The 14,617-nt window shown below is 53.8% G+C and carries 14 protein-coding genes; 10 read left to right on the forward strand and 4 right to left on the reverse strand.

Annotation, left to right across the window (positions count from 1 at the left end; all coding sequences use genetic code 11):
- Nucleotides 1-795, forward strand: coding sequence for a prolipoprotein diacylglyceryl transferase (lgt, locus tag METLU_RS0113545; RefSeq protein WP_027158686.1), 795 nt, complete (start codon nt 1-3; stop codon nt 793-795).
- Nucleotides 779-1,612, forward strand: coding sequence for a thymidylate synthase (thyA, locus tag METLU_RS0113550; protein ID WP_027158687.1), 834 nt, complete (start codon nt 779-781; stop codon nt 1,610-1,612). The genes lgt and thyA overlap by 17 nt, the downstream gene beginning before the upstream one ends.
- 65 nt (nt 1,613-1,677) lie before the next feature.
- Here the strand turns inward: thyA and METLU_RS0113555 are convergent, their stop codons facing one another.
- Nucleotides 1,678-2,694, reverse strand: a complete 1,017-nt coding sequence (locus METLU_RS0113555) for an asparaginase (RefSeq protein ID WP_027158688.1) — start codon at nt 2,692-2,694, stop codon at nt 1,678-1,680.
- Nucleotides 2,695-2,756: 62 nt separating this feature from the next.
- On the opposite strand from METLU_RS0113555, the gene METLU_RS0113560 reads away from it, so the two are divergent.
- Together METLU_RS0113560 and METLU_RS0113565 are read left to right on the forward strand one after the other, a co-directional pair.
- Entirely contained in the window at nt 2,757-3,248 is a 492-nt protein-coding gene (locus METLU_RS0113560) for a dihydrofolate reductase (protein ID WP_027158689.1), read from the forward strand.
- A 94-nt stretch (nt 3,249-3,342) separates the two neighbouring features.
- Nucleotides 3,343-5,073, forward strand: a complete 1,731-nt coding sequence (locus METLU_RS0113565; RefSeq protein WP_027158690.1) for a multicopper oxidase family protein — start codon at nt 3,343-3,345, stop codon at nt 5,071-5,073.
- A gap of 30 nt (nt 5,074-5,103) precedes the next feature.
- Here METLU_RS0113565 and METLU_RS0113570 read toward each other — a convergent pair whose 3' ends face one another.
- Both METLU_RS0113570 and apaG read right to left on the reverse strand, forming a co-directional pair.
- Nucleotides 5,104-5,943, reverse strand: a complete 840-nt coding sequence (locus tag METLU_RS0113570) for a symmetrical bis(5'-nucleosyl)-tetraphosphatase (protein ID WP_027158691.1) — start codon at nt 5,941-5,943, stop codon at nt 5,104-5,106.
- 4 nt (nt 5,944-5,947) lie between these two features.
- Nucleotides 5,948-6,325, reverse strand: a complete 378-nt coding sequence (gene apaG / locus METLU_RS0113575; protein ID WP_027158692.1) for a Co2+/Mg2+ efflux protein ApaG — start codon at nt 6,323-6,325, stop codon at nt 5,948-5,950.
- Nucleotides 6,326-6,520: 195 nt separating this feature from the next.
- On the opposite strand from apaG, the gene METLU_RS28980 reads away from it, so the two are divergent.
- The 6 genes from METLU_RS28980 to METLU_RS0113610 all read left to right on the forward strand — a co-directional run bounded on the left by METLU_RS28980 (nt 6,521) and on the right by METLU_RS0113610 (nt 14,086).
- Nucleotides 6,521-6,655: a hypothetical protein gene (locus METLU_RS28980; RefSeq protein ID WP_269209252.1), complete on the forward strand. Its 135-nt coding sequence runs from the start codon at nt 6,521-6,523 to the stop codon at nt 6,653-6,655.
- Between the two features lie 20 nt (nt 6,656-6,675).
- Nucleotides 6,676-8,028, forward strand: coding sequence for a UDP-N-acetylmuramate:L-alanyl-gamma-D-glutamyl-meso-diaminopimelate ligase (mpl, locus tag METLU_RS0113590; RefSeq protein WP_027158693.1), 1,353 nt, complete (start codon nt 6,676-6,678; stop codon nt 8,026-8,028).
- Between the two features lie 77 nt (nt 8,029-8,105).
- Nucleotides 8,106-12,119: an oligosaccharide repeat unit polymerase gene (locus METLU_RS0113595; protein ID WP_036243116.1), complete on the forward strand. Its 4,014-nt coding sequence runs from the start codon at nt 8,106-8,108 to the stop codon at nt 12,117-12,119.
- Between the two features lie 209 nt (nt 12,120-12,328).
- Nucleotides 12,329-12,796 carry an IS1/IS1595 family N-terminal zinc-binding domain-containing protein gene (locus METLU_RS28395; protein WP_231383518.1) on the forward strand — a complete coding sequence of 156 codons (468 nt, stop codon included), beginning with the start codon at nt 12,329-12,331 and terminating at the stop codon, nt 12,794-12,796.
- Nucleotides 12,797-12,827: 31 nt separating this feature from the next.
- The gene (locus tag METLU_RS28400; RefSeq protein WP_231383524.1) at nt 12,828-13,256 is read left to right on the forward strand and encodes an IS1595 family transposase; all 429 of its coding nucleotides are present in this window, start codon (nt 12,828-12,830) and stop codon (nt 13,254-13,256) included.
- A 113-nt stretch (nt 13,257-13,369) separates the two neighbouring features.
- Complete coding sequence (locus tag METLU_RS0113610) at nt 13,370-14,086, forward strand: tRNA1(Val) (adenine(37)-N6)-methyltransferase (RefSeq protein WP_027158695.1); 717 nt, start codon at nt 13,370-13,372, stop codon at nt 14,084-14,086.
- Nucleotides 14,087-14,138: 52 nt separating this feature from the next.
- On the opposite strand, the gene METLU_RS0113615 is transcribed toward METLU_RS0113610, so the two are convergent.
- Nucleotides 14,139-14,561 (reverse strand): glycine zipper family protein, encoded by a 423-nt coding sequence (locus METLU_RS0113615; RefSeq protein ID WP_027158696.1) that lies wholly within the window; start codon nt 14,559-14,561, stop codon nt 14,139-14,141.
- Nucleotides 14,562-14,617: the final 56 nt, after the last annotated feature.

A 14,617-nucleotide genomic window follows, 5' to 3' on the forward strand; every position in this document is an offset into this window, starting at 1 on the left:
ATGCTGACTTATCCGAATATTGATCCGATTGCCATCAGCCTGGGACCGCTGAAAGTCCACTGGTATGGCCTGATGTATCTGATAGGCTTTGCCGCCGTATGGGTGCTTGGCAAAAAAAGAGCCGAACAGCCGTGGTCGCCTGTTAAACCCGAAGCGATAGAAGATCTGGTGACCTACGGTGCCTTGGGCGTCATTCTGGGCGGCAGGATCGGCTATATTCTGTTTTACAACTTTGGCGAGTTCCTGAACAATCCGCTTGTCCTGTTCAAGATATGGCAGGGCGGCATGTCATTTCACGGCGGCATGCTGGGCGTATTTATCGCGATGTGGCTGTTCGCGAAGAAACAGCGGTGCACGATGCTGCAGCTGACCGATATCATTGCGCCGCTGGCGCCTATCGGCCTGGGCGCCGGCCGTATCGGCAATTTCATCAATTCGGAACTATGGGGTCGGACGACCGATGTGCCCTGGGCCATGGTGTTTCCGAATGGCGGACCGCTGCCACGGCATCCTTCGCAACTGTATGAAGCGTTTCTGGAAGGCGTCGTGTTATTCGCGATTCTCTGGATTTATACCAGCAAACCCCGGCCGACCATGGCCGCGACGGGCCTGGCGGTCATGCTGTACGGCTGTTTCCGGTTTTTTGTCGAGTTCTTCAGAATGCCCGATGCGCATCTGGGTTATCTGGCGCTGGATTGGGTCACGATGGGGCAGATACTGTCTACGCCCATGATTATCATTGGCGCCCTGATATTTTATTTTGCCCATAAAAAAGTACATGCAACAGTATCTTGATCTGCTTGATAAAATTTTTAAGGAAGGAAACCTGAAAGGCGACAGAACCGGCAGTGGCACGTTGTCGATTTTTGGCCATCAGATGCGCTTTGCCCTGGATCAGGGTTTTCCGCTGGTCACGACCAAAAAAGTCCATCTGAAATCGATCATCCACGAATTGTTGTGGTTTCTGAAAGGCGATACGAATCTGGCTTATCTGCATCAGCATCAGGTGAGTATCTGGGACGAATGGGCCGATGAACAGGGTGATTTGGGGCCTGTGTACGGGCGGCAGTGGCGCTCATGGCCTGCGCCCGATGACAGGCATATAGACCAGATCCTGCAGGTTATAGAACAGCTCAAATCGACGCCGAACAGCCGGCGCATTATCGTTTCGGCCTGGAACGTGGCCGATTTGCCTGATGAAGGCGTCAGCCCGCAGCAGAATGTTGCGCAGGGCAAAATGGCCCTGGCGCCCTGCCATGCGTTTTTTCAGTTCTATGTGGCCGGCGGCAAGCTATCCTGCCAGCTCTACCAGCGCAGCTGCGACACGTTTCTGGGGGGGCCGTTCAATATCGCCAGTTATGCGTTATTGACGCATATGGTGGCTCAGCAGAGCGATTTGGCAGTCGGCGATTTTATCTGGACCGGCGGTGATGTGCATTTGTATCTGAACCATCAGGAACAGGCCAGGCTGCAATTGACGCGTCAGCCCTATGCGCTGCCGAGGCTAAAAATAAAGCGCAGGCCGGCATCGATATTCGATTATCAGTATGACGATTTCGAGATTATCGATTATCAGGCGCACGAATCTATCAGAGCGCCTATTTCCGTGTAGGCTGGGTTGATAAACCCGGCATTTCGAAGCCGCCTATGCCGGGTTTACTAAAGGTCCAACCCGGCCTACACATGCTCGCAAGCAATATCCCGATTGATGAAGTCCATAATTTGCCGCTCGTCGCTGAAATTGCCATAAGCCAGCAACAGCTTCACATAAGCCGCCTCCAGCGACATGTTCCAGAGCATTTTCGCGCCTTCTTGCAGTAATTCGCGCGTGCTTTCGTAAGCGTTATCGGATTTGATGGACGGAGCCAGATAGACTTTGATGCCGCGTTCCCGGCATTGCTTGATAAAGACCAGCAGTGAAAACTGATCGCCCCATTGCGTCGAGGAACAGGCCGTGCCGGAATGATATAAATCGTGCAGCACCGCATCGACCGCATCCAGATTAATATAACTATAATCCAGCCCCGGATACGGCTTGATCAGCAGAACGCGTTTGGAGAAATCGGCCTTCAACGGTATGGGCTGGCGTAATTTCTGCGTGTCTATAAAGCCGTTCCGAGTAAAGGCGCCATTGACGAACCGGCAATGGCTTTTGCCCTGCACGCTCATGAAATCGCCACCCAGTTGCAGCGATGACGCCAGGCGCGTGCCCCGGTGCAGTTGCGTGGTCTGGTTGCGGTTGGTGTAGGGGACAAAGACACCGGCTTCACGTCGCTGCAGGATAAACTCAACGGCGCAGATAAAATTGGGCAGGCCGTTGGCGTCGGGATCATCCAGTGGACTATCGCTGGAAACGAGCAGAATCGGAATATCCAGCGCATTAAAGTACAAACCGAGCGCCGACGCGGTGAAAGCCAGCGTATCGGTACCGTGTGTGACGATGATGCCGTCATAAAGACCAAGATCCTGATCCTCAATGACGGCAATCAGCTTTTCCCAGACGACCGGCGCGAGATTCTCGCTCAGGATCTGAATGGGCTGTACGCTGTGAAAGCTGATCTGCTCATGGCTGGCATGGTGCTGCTGAAACAACTGAATCAATTTGTACGGCGCCGCCTCGGACGTGTTGATTGTGCCTCCGATCGCTGTAGAGCCGATGGTTCCGCCTGTGAATACAACCAGAATATTTTTCATAGTATGATGCAGTGTTTTATTAATAATACCTTAAAGAATATCAAAGCAATTTGCGCATTAAAATGAAAATATCACTTATCGTCGCGATGGCGAGCAATCGGGCTATCGGCATCAATAATCAATTACCGTGGCATTTATCGGCCGATCTTAAACGCTTCAGGCAAATCACCATGGGTTCGCCTATTCTAATGGGCAGAAAAACCTATGAGTCGATAGGCAGGCCCTTGCCCGGCCGCACGAACGTGATTATCAGCAGGGACCCGGCCTACAAACAGGAAGGCTGCCTGGTTTTTAATGATATTGAAACAGCGATAGAAAGTTGCTGTCAAAAGTTCCAGGAGGTTTTTGTGATTGGCGGCTCGGAGCTTTATAAATCGATGCTGCCGAGAGCCGATACGCTTTATGTGACCTTAATCAATAAAGAATTTTCAGGCGATGCTTTTTTCCCGGAAATTGATACCCAGCATTGGGCCGAGGTGGCGCGCGAGGATGTTGACAACGATCCTGACGCCGGATTCAGTTATAGTTTTATAAAGTACGAAAAAACTAATTAAAACAATATGTTATGTAAATTTTGACTGTAACGCGGGATTGAAGGGCATAGGCCGGTCTGTTAACCAATACTATCAAGCATAAGGAAGGGTAAGAATGACTCACTCACTCAATTACGGCAGACGTCAGTTTTTACAATATTCCGCTTTCGGTGCAGCGGCCGCGCTTTTTCCTGAACTACTGCTGGCCAATCCGAAGTCGGCAAGAAGCAGTCCGACGCCGAGTTTTAAGCCCGATGTGGAAATTGAATTTTCGGCGCGCGAGGTATTCGTGCCTATTTTGAACAATGGCTCTAAAACCAAAGTACAGAAATACTTCGCCAAATTACTGAAAGGCCCTGAAAATACTGTACAGTCAATAGAAGACAATTATTTGGGCCCGACCCTCACACTTGCTAAAGGCCAAAAAGTCAGAATTTACTTTGACAATAATCTATCTGAACATTCGATCATGCACTGGCATGGTATGCATGTGCCGCAAAAAAGCGATGGTCATCCGATGTACTCAATTGAGCCCGGCGAGCGTTTTGTGTATGAGTATGAAGTCCTGAACAATGCCGGCACCAGTTTTTACCACTCACATGCGCACGAATTGACAGGCTCGCAAGTTTATTTCGGACTGGCTGGTTTGTTGAAAGTCACTGACGAGGAAGAAAAAGCGCTGGGCCTACCCACCGGTGAATATGATCTGCCGCTGGTCATTCAGGATAAGCGCTTCAATAGTCACAGCCAGCTGCAGTATGTGCATGGCATGCATGACCGTATGATGGGCTTTCTGGGTGATACGATTCTGGTCAATGGCAAACCCAATGCCGAATTCTCCGTTAAATCGCGCGCATACCGGTTTCGGGTATTGAATGGCTCGTCATCGCGCATCTATAAGCTGGGCTGGGATGACGGTACGCCGCTGACAGCGATTGGGTCCGCTCTCAGTTTGTTGGAAAAGCCCGAGACCAAGCCCTATATTATGCTAGGACCGAGCGAACGGTTCGATTTATGGCTGGATTTCAGCGGCCGTCCAGTCGGTTCGAAGCTGGTCTTGTACAGTTTGCCTTTTAGTGGCGCCATGCCGCCCATGTTTGAGCGCATGCACAGAGGAAGAGGCAGACAGGGCGGTATGGGCATGATGGGCAGGATGGACATGATGACCAGTGATCTGGGGCAAGGCGATAAATTCCCGATCGCGACATTCAATGTTACCGAGAAAGTCAGTGACTCTCCAAAACTACCGGTGCAATTGGCACGTCTGAAACGGCTGACTGAAAAAGATGTCGACAACGCCGATAGCCCGTTGCCGATTGCGATTACCGAAAGACACATGCGGCCGCTGGTGAATGGCAGACCCTTCTCACTGGATGAAGTTATGGAGATCGAGAAGGTCAAGCTGGGTTCGATCAAGAAAATCAAGATTTATCATTCTCATGCAGAGCATCAGCAGCATGAAATGTCTTCGCAATCAAACAACCATGACATGGAGGGCATGGGCCACGACAGCATGGGCGGCAGAGGTAGCGGCATGGGCATGATGGATGAGATGGGCGGCGGCATGATGGGAGGCATGATGATGGCCATGGCGCACCCAATCCATCTGCATGGCCAGCAGTTCCAAGTGTTGTCGCGCAAGGAGGGGCATGTCAACCGGGAAGATTACGAGACCGTCAGACACGGCTTTATCGACGTTGGCAGGAAAGACACGGTGCTTGTCATGCCCGGGGAAGAAGTCGAAATCATCAAGCCGTTCCAGGACTTTAAAGGCCTGTTCCTATATCATTGCCATAATCTGGAACATGAAGACCTGGGCATGATGAGGAACTTTTACGTGTACTGACAGCCGTAGCGGAGACTCAAGTCTCCGCTTTTAACAGGCCGAGGAAATCTTATCGGGTTTTCTGGCGCCAGGGCAGTCAATACTGAAACGCTGCACGTTTTCGCCCAGCTTCAATGCGGTCAGCTGGCCGCCCCAAAGACAGCCGGTATCGATGGCGTAGCAGTTATCGCCTTCGTAATAGCCCAACGAGGACCAGTGGCCGAAGATGATGCGCATGTTGGCGCTTTTGCGTTTGGGTGTCTGGAACCAGGGCATCAGTTTTTCAGGTTGTGAGCCTAGAGGCCCGCTATTGATGAAATCGAGCCGGCCGTAAGCATCGCAATAACGCATGCGCGTGAAGCAATTGATGATAAACCGTAATTTGGCCATGCCTGTCAGCGTAGGCGACCAGATATCGGGTTTGTTGCCGTACATGTGCGTTAACAACCGCTGATAATCGGGGCTTCTTAGCGCTCTCTCGGCAAATAAGGCCATTTTACGGGTCTTGTTGAAATCCCATTGCGGCGGCAGACCGGCATGCAGCAGGCAGAACGCGTCGTTATAATGAAACAGCGGGCGGTGCCTGAGCCAATCGAGTAATTCATCGCGATCCGGCGCCTCCAGCACCTGAGTCAGCGTACCGTGCTTATTAGCCAATCTTGGCGAACAGGAGGCGGCCAGCAAATGCAGATCGTGGTTGCCGAGCACGGTCACGGCGGCATCGCCGAGGGCTTTGACAAAACGTAGAGTTTCCAGCGACTTCGGCCCACGATTGACCAGGTCGCCCGCGAACCAAAGCTGATCCGTGCTTTCATTGAAGGCGATGGCATCCAGCAGTCGTAGCAACTCATCATAGCAGCCCTGAAGATCGCCAATGGCATAGATAGACATTTAACTAATGCAGGATTCTGGGGATTGACAGCGTGAATCGTGGGATAAACGCATTGAAATCATCGCCATCATCGGAATGCATCGTGTAATTGCCCTGCATCGTGCCGACCGGTGTCGCTATCATGGCTCCGCTGGTGTAGCTGTAAGTTTCGCCGGGTTTGATATAAGGCTGCTCGCCGACCACGCCGTCGCCGCTGACTTCCTGGACCTTGCCGTTGGCGTCGGTGATCAGCCAGTGGCGCGTCAGCAGCTTGGCCGGGACTTCGCCGGCATTGGTAATCGTAATCGTATAGGCGAAAACATAGCGGTTCTCATCAGGAGAAGATTGCGCTTCTACGAATTGCGGCTTGGCTTCAACTAATATTTTGTTTTTTTCGCTCATTATTAGATGATATAGATTGATAATGTGGTTATTTGATCGTAACTTACCAGCAAACGCAAGCACCTATTCCGCATGAAACACAAAGCCGGCTTTTTTATTTTGTTATTTGCATTGTCAGGCATGTCTTACGCGGAAGATAGCAAAGATCTGTCCGTGTCGGCGGTATTAATGCGGCTGTAAGCAAATACCTCGATCATGATCAAAAACACTCGCACAACCATCATCAAGCTTCTCGAAAAAGCCGGCGCCAGGGAAGAGGGCAATCCGCCGATTGAGGACATCCTGTCCAAAATGCCGGGAAGCCGCAACAGAAAAAATAATTCGTTATAAACACCGATCAGGATAAGACATTGCATATTCACATCTTAGGCATTTGCGGAACATTCATGGGCGGCCTTGCGCTGATTGCAAGGCAGCTGGGCTATCAGGTCAGCGGGTCGGACCAGAATGTGTATCCGCCCATGAGCACCCAGCTCGAACAACAAGGCATACAATTGATGGAAGGTTATCGCGCCGAAAACCTCGATGGCAAGCCCGATCTGGTCATTATCGGCAACTCCCTGTCGCGCGGTAATCCGGAAGTCGAAGCGGTACTGAACCGGGGCCTTAAATACGTATCCGGCCCGCAGTGGCTGTCGGAGCATGTATTGCAGGACAAATGGGTGCTGGGCGTGGCCGGCACGCACGGCAAGACCACCACGACCAGTATGCTGAGCTGGATACTCGAGCATCAGGGCTTCAAGCCCGGCTTTCTGATCGGCGGCATCCCGCTGAATTTCGGTATTTCGGCCAGGCTCGGCGACTCCTCGTTTTTCGTCATCGAGGCCGATGAATACGACAGCGCCTTTTTCGACAAGCGCTCCAAGTTCGTGCACTACCGTCCGCGCACGGCCATACTGAACAACCTGGAATACGACCATGCCGATATCTTCCCCGATCTTGATGCTATCAAGCGCCAGTTTCACCATCTGGTGCGGACCGTGCCGGGCGAAGGCCTGATCATCAGCCCCAAGAGCGAAGCCAATATCAATGACGTTCTGGCCATGGGTTGCTGGACGCCGGTCACCCACACCTCGATCGATGCCGATGCGCCGTGGAATGCCCGGTTGATCAAAGCCGATGGCAGCCAGTTCAAGGTGTTGCTGGACGGCAAGGAGCAAGGTACGGTCGAATGGACCCTGACCGGCCGTCATAACGTCTACAATGCCCTGTCTGCGATCGCGGCGGCCCGGCATGTCGGCATCCTGGCCGCCGATGCCATAACGGCGCTGGCGCAGTTCCAGAACGTCAAGCGGCGCATGGAAGTCATCGCCCGCATCAACAATATCACGCTCTATGATGACTTTGCCCATCACCCTACCGCGATAGCGACGACGCTGGACGGCCTGCGCAAACAGGTCGGGCACGAGCGCATCATCGCCATCGTGGAGCCCCGCTCCAACACCATGCGCATGGGCGTGCATACGCAAACGCTGGCGCAATCCCTGAACGGCGCCGATCAGGCCCTGATCTACCAACCGCCCGGCATGGGCTGGGATTTGAGCGAGCTGAAGAAATACGCCGATAATATTGAAATTTGCCACTCGCTGGATGAAATCATCACTAAACTTAAATTCGAGGCGCGCTATGGGGGCCATTTCGTGCTGATGAGCAATGGCAGCTTCGGCGGCATCTATCAGCGCCTGCAAAATGAATTGAGTTAGCTATAAATACCGCGGAGCTTTATTTATGATCTTCGCGGTGAATAAAAAAAATAAATGGATTAACCCGGGAGCGCATCATGAGTCGTATCATCTGGCTGTTACTAATTATGTTGTTTTTTTCCCCGACCGCGCCGGCAAAGCCGTTAACGCCGGAACAGGTGCCGGAGCCTCTCAAACCCTGGGTCAACTGGGTGCTGCAGCATGATCGGGACCGTACCTGTCCTTTCCTTTACAACAGCTACGAGCAAAAGCGCTGCAGCTGGCCGACTCAGCTAAGCCTCGACATCATGCCGGAAAAAGGCGTTTTCACGATCAGCTGGAAAGTCTATCAGGAAAGCTGGATCAGCCTGCCGGGCAATCATGACTATTGGCCGCTTAACGTAACGGCTAATAACAAGCCTGCGCTGATTATGGACAAAGACGGCAGGCCGTCGATCAAACTGGAAACCGGCGCTTACGAGATCAAGGGTCAGTTTCTATGGGAGTCGCTGCCGGACAATCTGACGATCCCCGAAGACACCGGGCTGATCAGCCTGCATATCAACGGCAACGCCATACAGACGCCCATCGTTAAAAACGGACAGCTGTGGCTGAAGGACAGCGACAGTGGCCGGAAAAAGCCCGAAGACCAGCAGAACAGCCTCGATCTGCAGGTGTTCCGTAAAATCATTGATGACGTGCCGTTACGGATTCTGACGCGCATGGATCTGGAAGTCTCCGGCACGCAACGCGAAATCAAACTGGCGCTGCCGCTGCTGGAAGGCTTTATCCCGCTACAGTTGCAAAGCCAGCTGCCGGCCCGTCTGGAGCCTGACGGGCAATTACTGGTCCAGGTGAGGCCCGGCCGCTGGCAGATCGAACTGCTGGCAAGAAGCACGGGCGAGCTGAACGCGATACCGTTAACGGCACAGAAAGACTGGCCGAAAGAGGAAGTTTGGGTTTTCAATGCGGTTCCGCAACTGCGCGTGGTTGAAATTGAAAACTTAAGCGCGGTCGACCCGAGCCAGACCAATCTGCCCGAGGATTGGAGAAGCCTGCCCGCTTATCGCATCAATCAGGGACAAGCCATGCATTTCAAGCTGATACGCCGGGGCGATCCGGAACCCGAGCCGAACCAGCTCAACTTGACGCGGAAGCTGTGGCTGGATTTTGACGGCGCAGGCTATACGGTCAATGATCTGATCACCGGCCGCATGACCCGCGGCTGGCGGCTCAATGCCTTGCCTCGGACGCAGCTGGGCCAGGTCATGCTGGACGGCCAAAGCCAGCTCATCACCCGCGATGGCGACAGGCAAGGCGTGGAAGTCAGACGGGGGCGCCTGACACTGGAAGCCGACAGCCGCATCTCAGGCGGCATTAGCACTTTCAGTGCGGTCGGCTGGGCGCAGGACTTTCATAACGTCAGCGCCGAACTGAACCTGCCGCCGGGCTGGCGCCTGCTGGCGGCCGGCGGCGTCGACAATGTGCCGGACAGCTGGATGGCGCGCTGGACATTGCTGGATTTGTTCCTGGTGCTGATCGCGGCGCTGGCGACAGGGCGCCTGTGGAATCCGATCTGGGGACTGTTTGCCCTGCTGACGCTGGCGCTCATCTGGCATGAGCCCGGCGCGCCCCATTTCGTCTGGCTTAATATTCTGGCTGCGACGGCGCTGATCAAGGTCCTGCCGCCGGGTAAGTTCCTTAACTTTATGAACTGGTACCGCGCCGCTGCCTGGCTGGCTTTGATCGTGATCGCGATCCCTTTCATGGTTGATCAGGTACGCACGGGGCTTTATCCGCAACTGGAAAGGCCCTGGCAAACGATCATGCCCCAGGAATATCCGGCCACGGCCGCGATGGCCCCGCAGCCGGAAGCGATGATCATGCAGGAACAGATGATGAGGAAATCGATGCCGGAGCAGACCGCATCGGGTGCCGCCGTTGATAAAGACGAGGCGGTCAGCTTCGAGCGCATCGATCCCAACGCCAAAATCCAGACCGGTCCGGGCCTGCCGCAATGGCAGTGGACCAAGATTCATCTGTCCTGGAATGGCGCCGTGGATAGTGGGCAGGAACTGCATTTATGGTATCTGTCCCCGGTCATGACCATGCTGCTCAATTTTCTGCGTGTAGCGTTGATCACCGTTTTGGCCCTGCTGATGTTCGGTGTCGCCGAAAAATTCAAATTCAACCTGAAAACGGCGACGCCGATGCTGCTGGGATTTTTACTGCTGCCGATGCTGTCGCCACAACCGGCCTATGCCGATTTCCCCGATCAGGCCATGCTCGATGAACTGCGGGGCAGATTGCTGGAAGCGCCCGATTGTTTGCCGGGCTGCGCGCAGATTCCGCAGATGCACCTGGCCATCACGGACAAGGCCTTGACGCTGACGTTAAAAATTCATGTCCGGCAATCCGTGGCCGTGCCGTTGCCTGCCGAATACGAGCAATGGTTTCCAAGCCAGGTCTCGGTTGACGGCGAAGCCGCCCAGGGGCTTTACCGCAGCGGCAACGGTTTATGGATCAATCTGAGTGAAGGCGAGCATCAGGTGGTGCTGAGCGCTGAGCCGGTGCTGAACCGGTTCACGCTGCCGCTGCCTCTGAAGCCTCATCACGTCACTATCGAAGCGGCCGGCTGGCAGGTCAGCGGCACGCAGGAAGACGGCCGTGTCGACGATCAGCTGCAATTCACCCGCATCAGCCAGGCGCAGGCAGCCAGCAAGACTACGCTGGAACCCGGCGTTCTGCCGCCGTTTGTCAGCATCAAGCGCACCTTGCAGTTGGGTTTGGACTGGCGCGTCATCACACAGATCAATCGGATTTCACCGGCCGATTCGGCCGTGGTCATCGCCGTGCCGCTGCTGCCGGGCGAATCGGTCACGACGGCGGGCGTGCGCGTTAAGGACGGCAAGGTCGAGGTCAATATGCCGCCGCAGCAGACCTTCATGGAATGGCAATCGGTACTGAAAAAATCCGCACAAATCGATTTGACGGCAGCGCCAACGGACCGCTGGCAGGAAATCTGGACAGCCGATGTCAGCCCGATCTGGCATATCGAAGCCTCGGGCATTGCCATGATCCATCAAAACCATGATGGAGGCTGGTCGCCAATATGGCGTCCGTGGCCTGGCGAGAAGGTAACACTGAAAATCACGCGGCCGCAGCCAGTGGAAGGCCAAACCCTGACGATTGATAACAGCCGGCTCAGCATTAAACCCAGCAAGCGCCTTCAGGAAGCCGAACTGAAAATCAGTTTGCGCAGTTCCCAAGGCGCGCAGCATACGCTGACCCTGCCCGAAAATGCCGTGTTGCAATCGGTCATTATCGACGGCGCGATTCAGCCCCTGCGGCAAAAAGGCCGCACGTTGACCGTGCCGATTCATCCCGGCAGGCAGGATATCACGCTGAACTGGCAGCAGGCGCTCGAAATGGCGACCGTCATTACTACGCCACAAGTGGATCTGGGCCAGGACAGTGTCAATGCCAGCCTGAATATGGGCCTGGGCCAGGACCGCTGGGTGTTGTTTACCATGGGGCCCAAATTCGGGCCGGCCGTTTTGTTCTGGGGCGTTCTGATCGTGATCGTGATTATATCGCTGGGCCTGGGCAAAATCCGCTTGACGCCGTTAAGAAGCTGGCACTGGTTTTTATTGCTGGTCGGGCTCAGCCAGATACCGATTGTATCAGCCGTGGTCGTGGTTGCCTGGTTAATCATCCTGGGCTGGCGGTCAAGCAGACCGATCGCTCAAGCCGATTATTTCAATATACTGCAGGTTGCTATCGGCTTAATGACACTGGTATCGCTGGGCCTGCTGTTCGCGGCCGTCGAACAGGGTCTGCTGGGATCGCCCGATATGCAGATTACCGGCAATCAGTCCTCGGCTTTCAATCTGAACTGGTACCAGGATAGAAGCCCGTCGACCCTGCCGACCGCGACGCTGGTTTCGGTGCCGCTGATCGTATACCGGTTGCTCATGCTCGCCTGGTCGTTATGGTTGGCCGTGTCGCTGCTGAACTGGCTCAAATGGGGCTGGGGATGTTACTCGCGCGGCGGTCTCTGGAAGAAAAAACCGGCCAGGCAGGAAGAGGAAGTGGTTGAGCCGGAGAAATAGCTTTGTAGGGTACGCATACCCTACTGCTAAGCAAGAAGAGGCCGTGATTTTGAGCCGGAGAAGTAATTTCCAGGATGCTATGAATTATTTACCACGAAGAACACGAAGTTCACGAAGACAAAAAAACAAGGCTCTTATTGGATTCCAGGGAGATACCCAACCATTGCTGAAAGCTTGAATTTGAGGTTCAGTATCCCCAGATAGGACGGATGATTACCTTACCTCAACTATTAGACAATGCCAAATGCTTTGAAACGATTCGCGTCCTGCGCTGGCCGGATAAAGTCTCTTGTCCCCATTGCGGCTCAGAAGCCATAATCAAGCAGGGCAAGGATGATACCCAGTCTGAAAGGCAGCGTTACAGCTGCAAGGCCTGTCAGCGCAAATTCGACGATTTAACCGGTACGATTTTCGCGGGTCACCATCAACCCTTGAAGATCTGGGTGCTGTGCTTGTATTTTATGGGCTTGAACTTATCGAACGCGCAGATTGCCCGTGAGCTGGATTTAAATGAAACGGACGTTCAGCCAATGACCCAGCAGTTGCGGTCAGGGATCGTCAGCAAAAGACCAGTGGTGGTGCTGGAAGGCGAAGTCGAATGCGACGAAGTTTATGTGGTAGCCGGGCATAAAGGCCAACCGGAAGCCGTAAAAAAAAGGCCGAAAAGGTCGGCGTAACCGCTTAAAAGGTGCGCGTGGACGCGGTACGCTGGCCAAGGAAAAGCCGCCGATATTGGGCATGATTCAACGCGGCGGACCAGTGGTCATTCAGATGCTGGACAATGTTCAGCAAACGACCATCCAGCCTGTGATTCAAAGCACCATAGCGCCGGGTACGCTCATTTACACCGATGAATATGCGATTTATGACCGCCTGGAGTCATGGGGATACGCGCGAAAAAGCGTTTGCCATGGTGCCGGGGAATATGCGCGCGATGAGGACGGTGATGGGTTTTATGAAGTGCATGTGAACACAATGGAAGGGTTTTGGTCGCTGCTGCGTTCCTGGTTACGCCCGCATCGCGGGATTTCTCAAGCGCATCTGCCCATTTATTTAGGCTTTTTCGAGTTTGTCCATAACGCCAGAAAACGCGGTAAAGCGTTATTAAGTTCTCTGTTGGAGCTGATTATCAGCTAACTCCCTGGAATCCATTATGAGCCAAAAACAATACAATCTTCGTGTTCTTAGTGCCCTTCGTGGTTTTATGTATCGGCTTAATAACGGTTATTCAAGACGATGAGTAATTAGGCATGTCGGTTTTTAACTTCCAGCAGTTCTCGGTTCAGCAACAGCAATCGGCCATGAAAGTCTGCACCGACAGCGTTTTATTCGGCGCCATGGCGCCTGTTAACGAAGGCGATCGGGTACTCGATATCGGCGCGGGCACGGGGCTGCTGTCACTGATGGCCGCGCAACTGGGCGCCGCAAGCGTGACGGCCGTGGAACTGGCTGAAGAGGCTTATCGGGAATGCGGCATCAATTTTGGAGCAAGCCCGTGGGCAGATCGCCTCGAGGCGGTGCATCAGGATATTCAAAGCTTTCACCTGAAGGCTGGACAATCATACGATCTGGTTATCAGCAATCCGCCGTTTTTCGAAAATCATTTCAGGTCGGGCGATCCGTTCAGAAACATCGCCCGGCACAACGACCGGCTTTGCTATGCCGATTTGATCGAGATTGCTGATCGTCTGGTTTCGCCGCAGGGTTTGTTGTGTCTGCTGATGCCCGTTCATGCCGTAGCAAAGCTTGCCGCTATCGCACTGGCATCTGGTTTCTATCTGGTCAGGCAGACTGATTACCATGGCTATGCACATAACGGGGCCAAAGTTGCCGCGCTGATTTTCAGCCGGATGGACGCTGATTTTGTGAAGGAGAGGCTGACTATCTATGAATCGACAGGTGTTTATACGCGGACCAGCGAACAGTACTTGTCGCCGTTTCTGCTGCGATTTTCAAAGGATCGGTAGGATAGCGACAGAACACACATCCCTGTGTATCTGATTGATGGCGGAAATGGGATTAGTTGATGACGCGGTGTCCACGTTGTCTCAGACAGCTGGAATAGGCTCTTTTGTAAGCTTCTCTTGCTTGGTAGCCTTGATATGCGCCGCCGCTGAGGCCCAGCGCCGCCGCGCCGATAGCCGCGCCTTTGCCGGGATCGCCCGTGATCGCGCCTAAAGCCGCGCCGCCGGCGCCGCCGATCAGGCCACCTACTGCGGCCCCTTTAGCACCTTCAGTCAATGTGCCGCCGGCGCTTTGGTCCGCGATTTGACCACATTCCGCCATGTCTTGATTGAGCCGGTAAGCGTTAGGATCATTATACGTGTCGACAGTCGGTGTCCATCCACCGCCGAGGCTGTTCATCATGCCGCCTTGACCGGCGCAAGCAGTAATGAGCGTGCTGGCCATGAAAACGATGCCGACGGTATTTAATTTTTTCATTGTAGTACCTTGTATTGAGTGATTGTTCGCTTGAAGTTTAGTTAATTATTTCTGAA

Source organism: Methylobacter luteus IMV-B-3098, from assembly GCF_000427625.1.
GTDB lineage: Bacteria > Pseudomonadota > Gammaproteobacteria > Methylococcales > Methylomonadaceae > Methylobacter > Methylobacter luteus.

Bases quoted from the DNA above. Each gene is read 5' to 3' on its own strand.
- METLU_RS0113610 (WP_027158695.1), top strand. From the start codon at position 13,370: ATGTCGGTTTTTAACTTCCAGCAGTTCTCGGTTCAGCAACAGCAATCG.
- thyA (WP_027158687.1), top strand. From the start codon at position 779: ATGCAACAGTATCTTGATCTGCTTGATAAAATTTTTAAGGAAGGAAAC.
- METLU_RS0113560 (WP_027158689.1), top strand. From the start codon at position 2,757: ATGAAAATATCACTTATCGTCGCGATGGCGAGCAATCGGGCTATCGGC.
- METLU_RS28980 (WP_269209252.1), top strand. From the start codon at position 6,521: ATGATCAAAAACACTCGCACAACCATCATCAAGCTTCTCGAAAAAGCC.
- METLU_RS0113570 (WP_027158691.1), bottom strand. From the start codon at position 5,943: ATGTCTATCTATGCCATTGGCGATCTTCAGGGCTGCTATGATGAGTTG.
- METLU_RS28395 (WP_231383518.1), top strand. From the start codon at position 12,329: ATGATTACCTTACCTCAACTATTAGACAATGCCAAATGCTTTGAAACG.
- METLU_RS0113555 (WP_027158688.1), bottom strand. From the start codon at position 2,694: ATGAAAAATATTCTGGTTGTATTCACAGGCGGAACCATCGGCTCTACA.
- METLU_RS0113565 (WP_027158690.1), top strand. From the start codon at position 3,343: ATGACTCACTCACTCAATTACGGCAGACGTCAGTTTTTACAATATTCC.
- METLU_RS0113595 (WP_036243116.1), top strand. From the start codon at position 8,106: ATGAGTCGTATCATCTGGCTGTTACTAATTATGTTGTTTTTTTCCCCG.
- lgt (WP_027158686.1), top strand. From the start codon at position 1: ATGCTGACTTATCCGAATATTGATCCGATTGCCATCAGCCTGGGACCG.
- apaG (WP_027158692.1), bottom strand. From the start codon at position 6,325: ATGAGCGAAAAAAACAAAATATTAGTTGAAGCCAAGCCGCAATTCGTA.
- METLU_RS0113615 (WP_027158696.1), bottom strand. From the start codon at position 14,561: ATGAAAAAATTAAATACCGTCGGCATCGTTTTCATGGCCAGCACGCTC.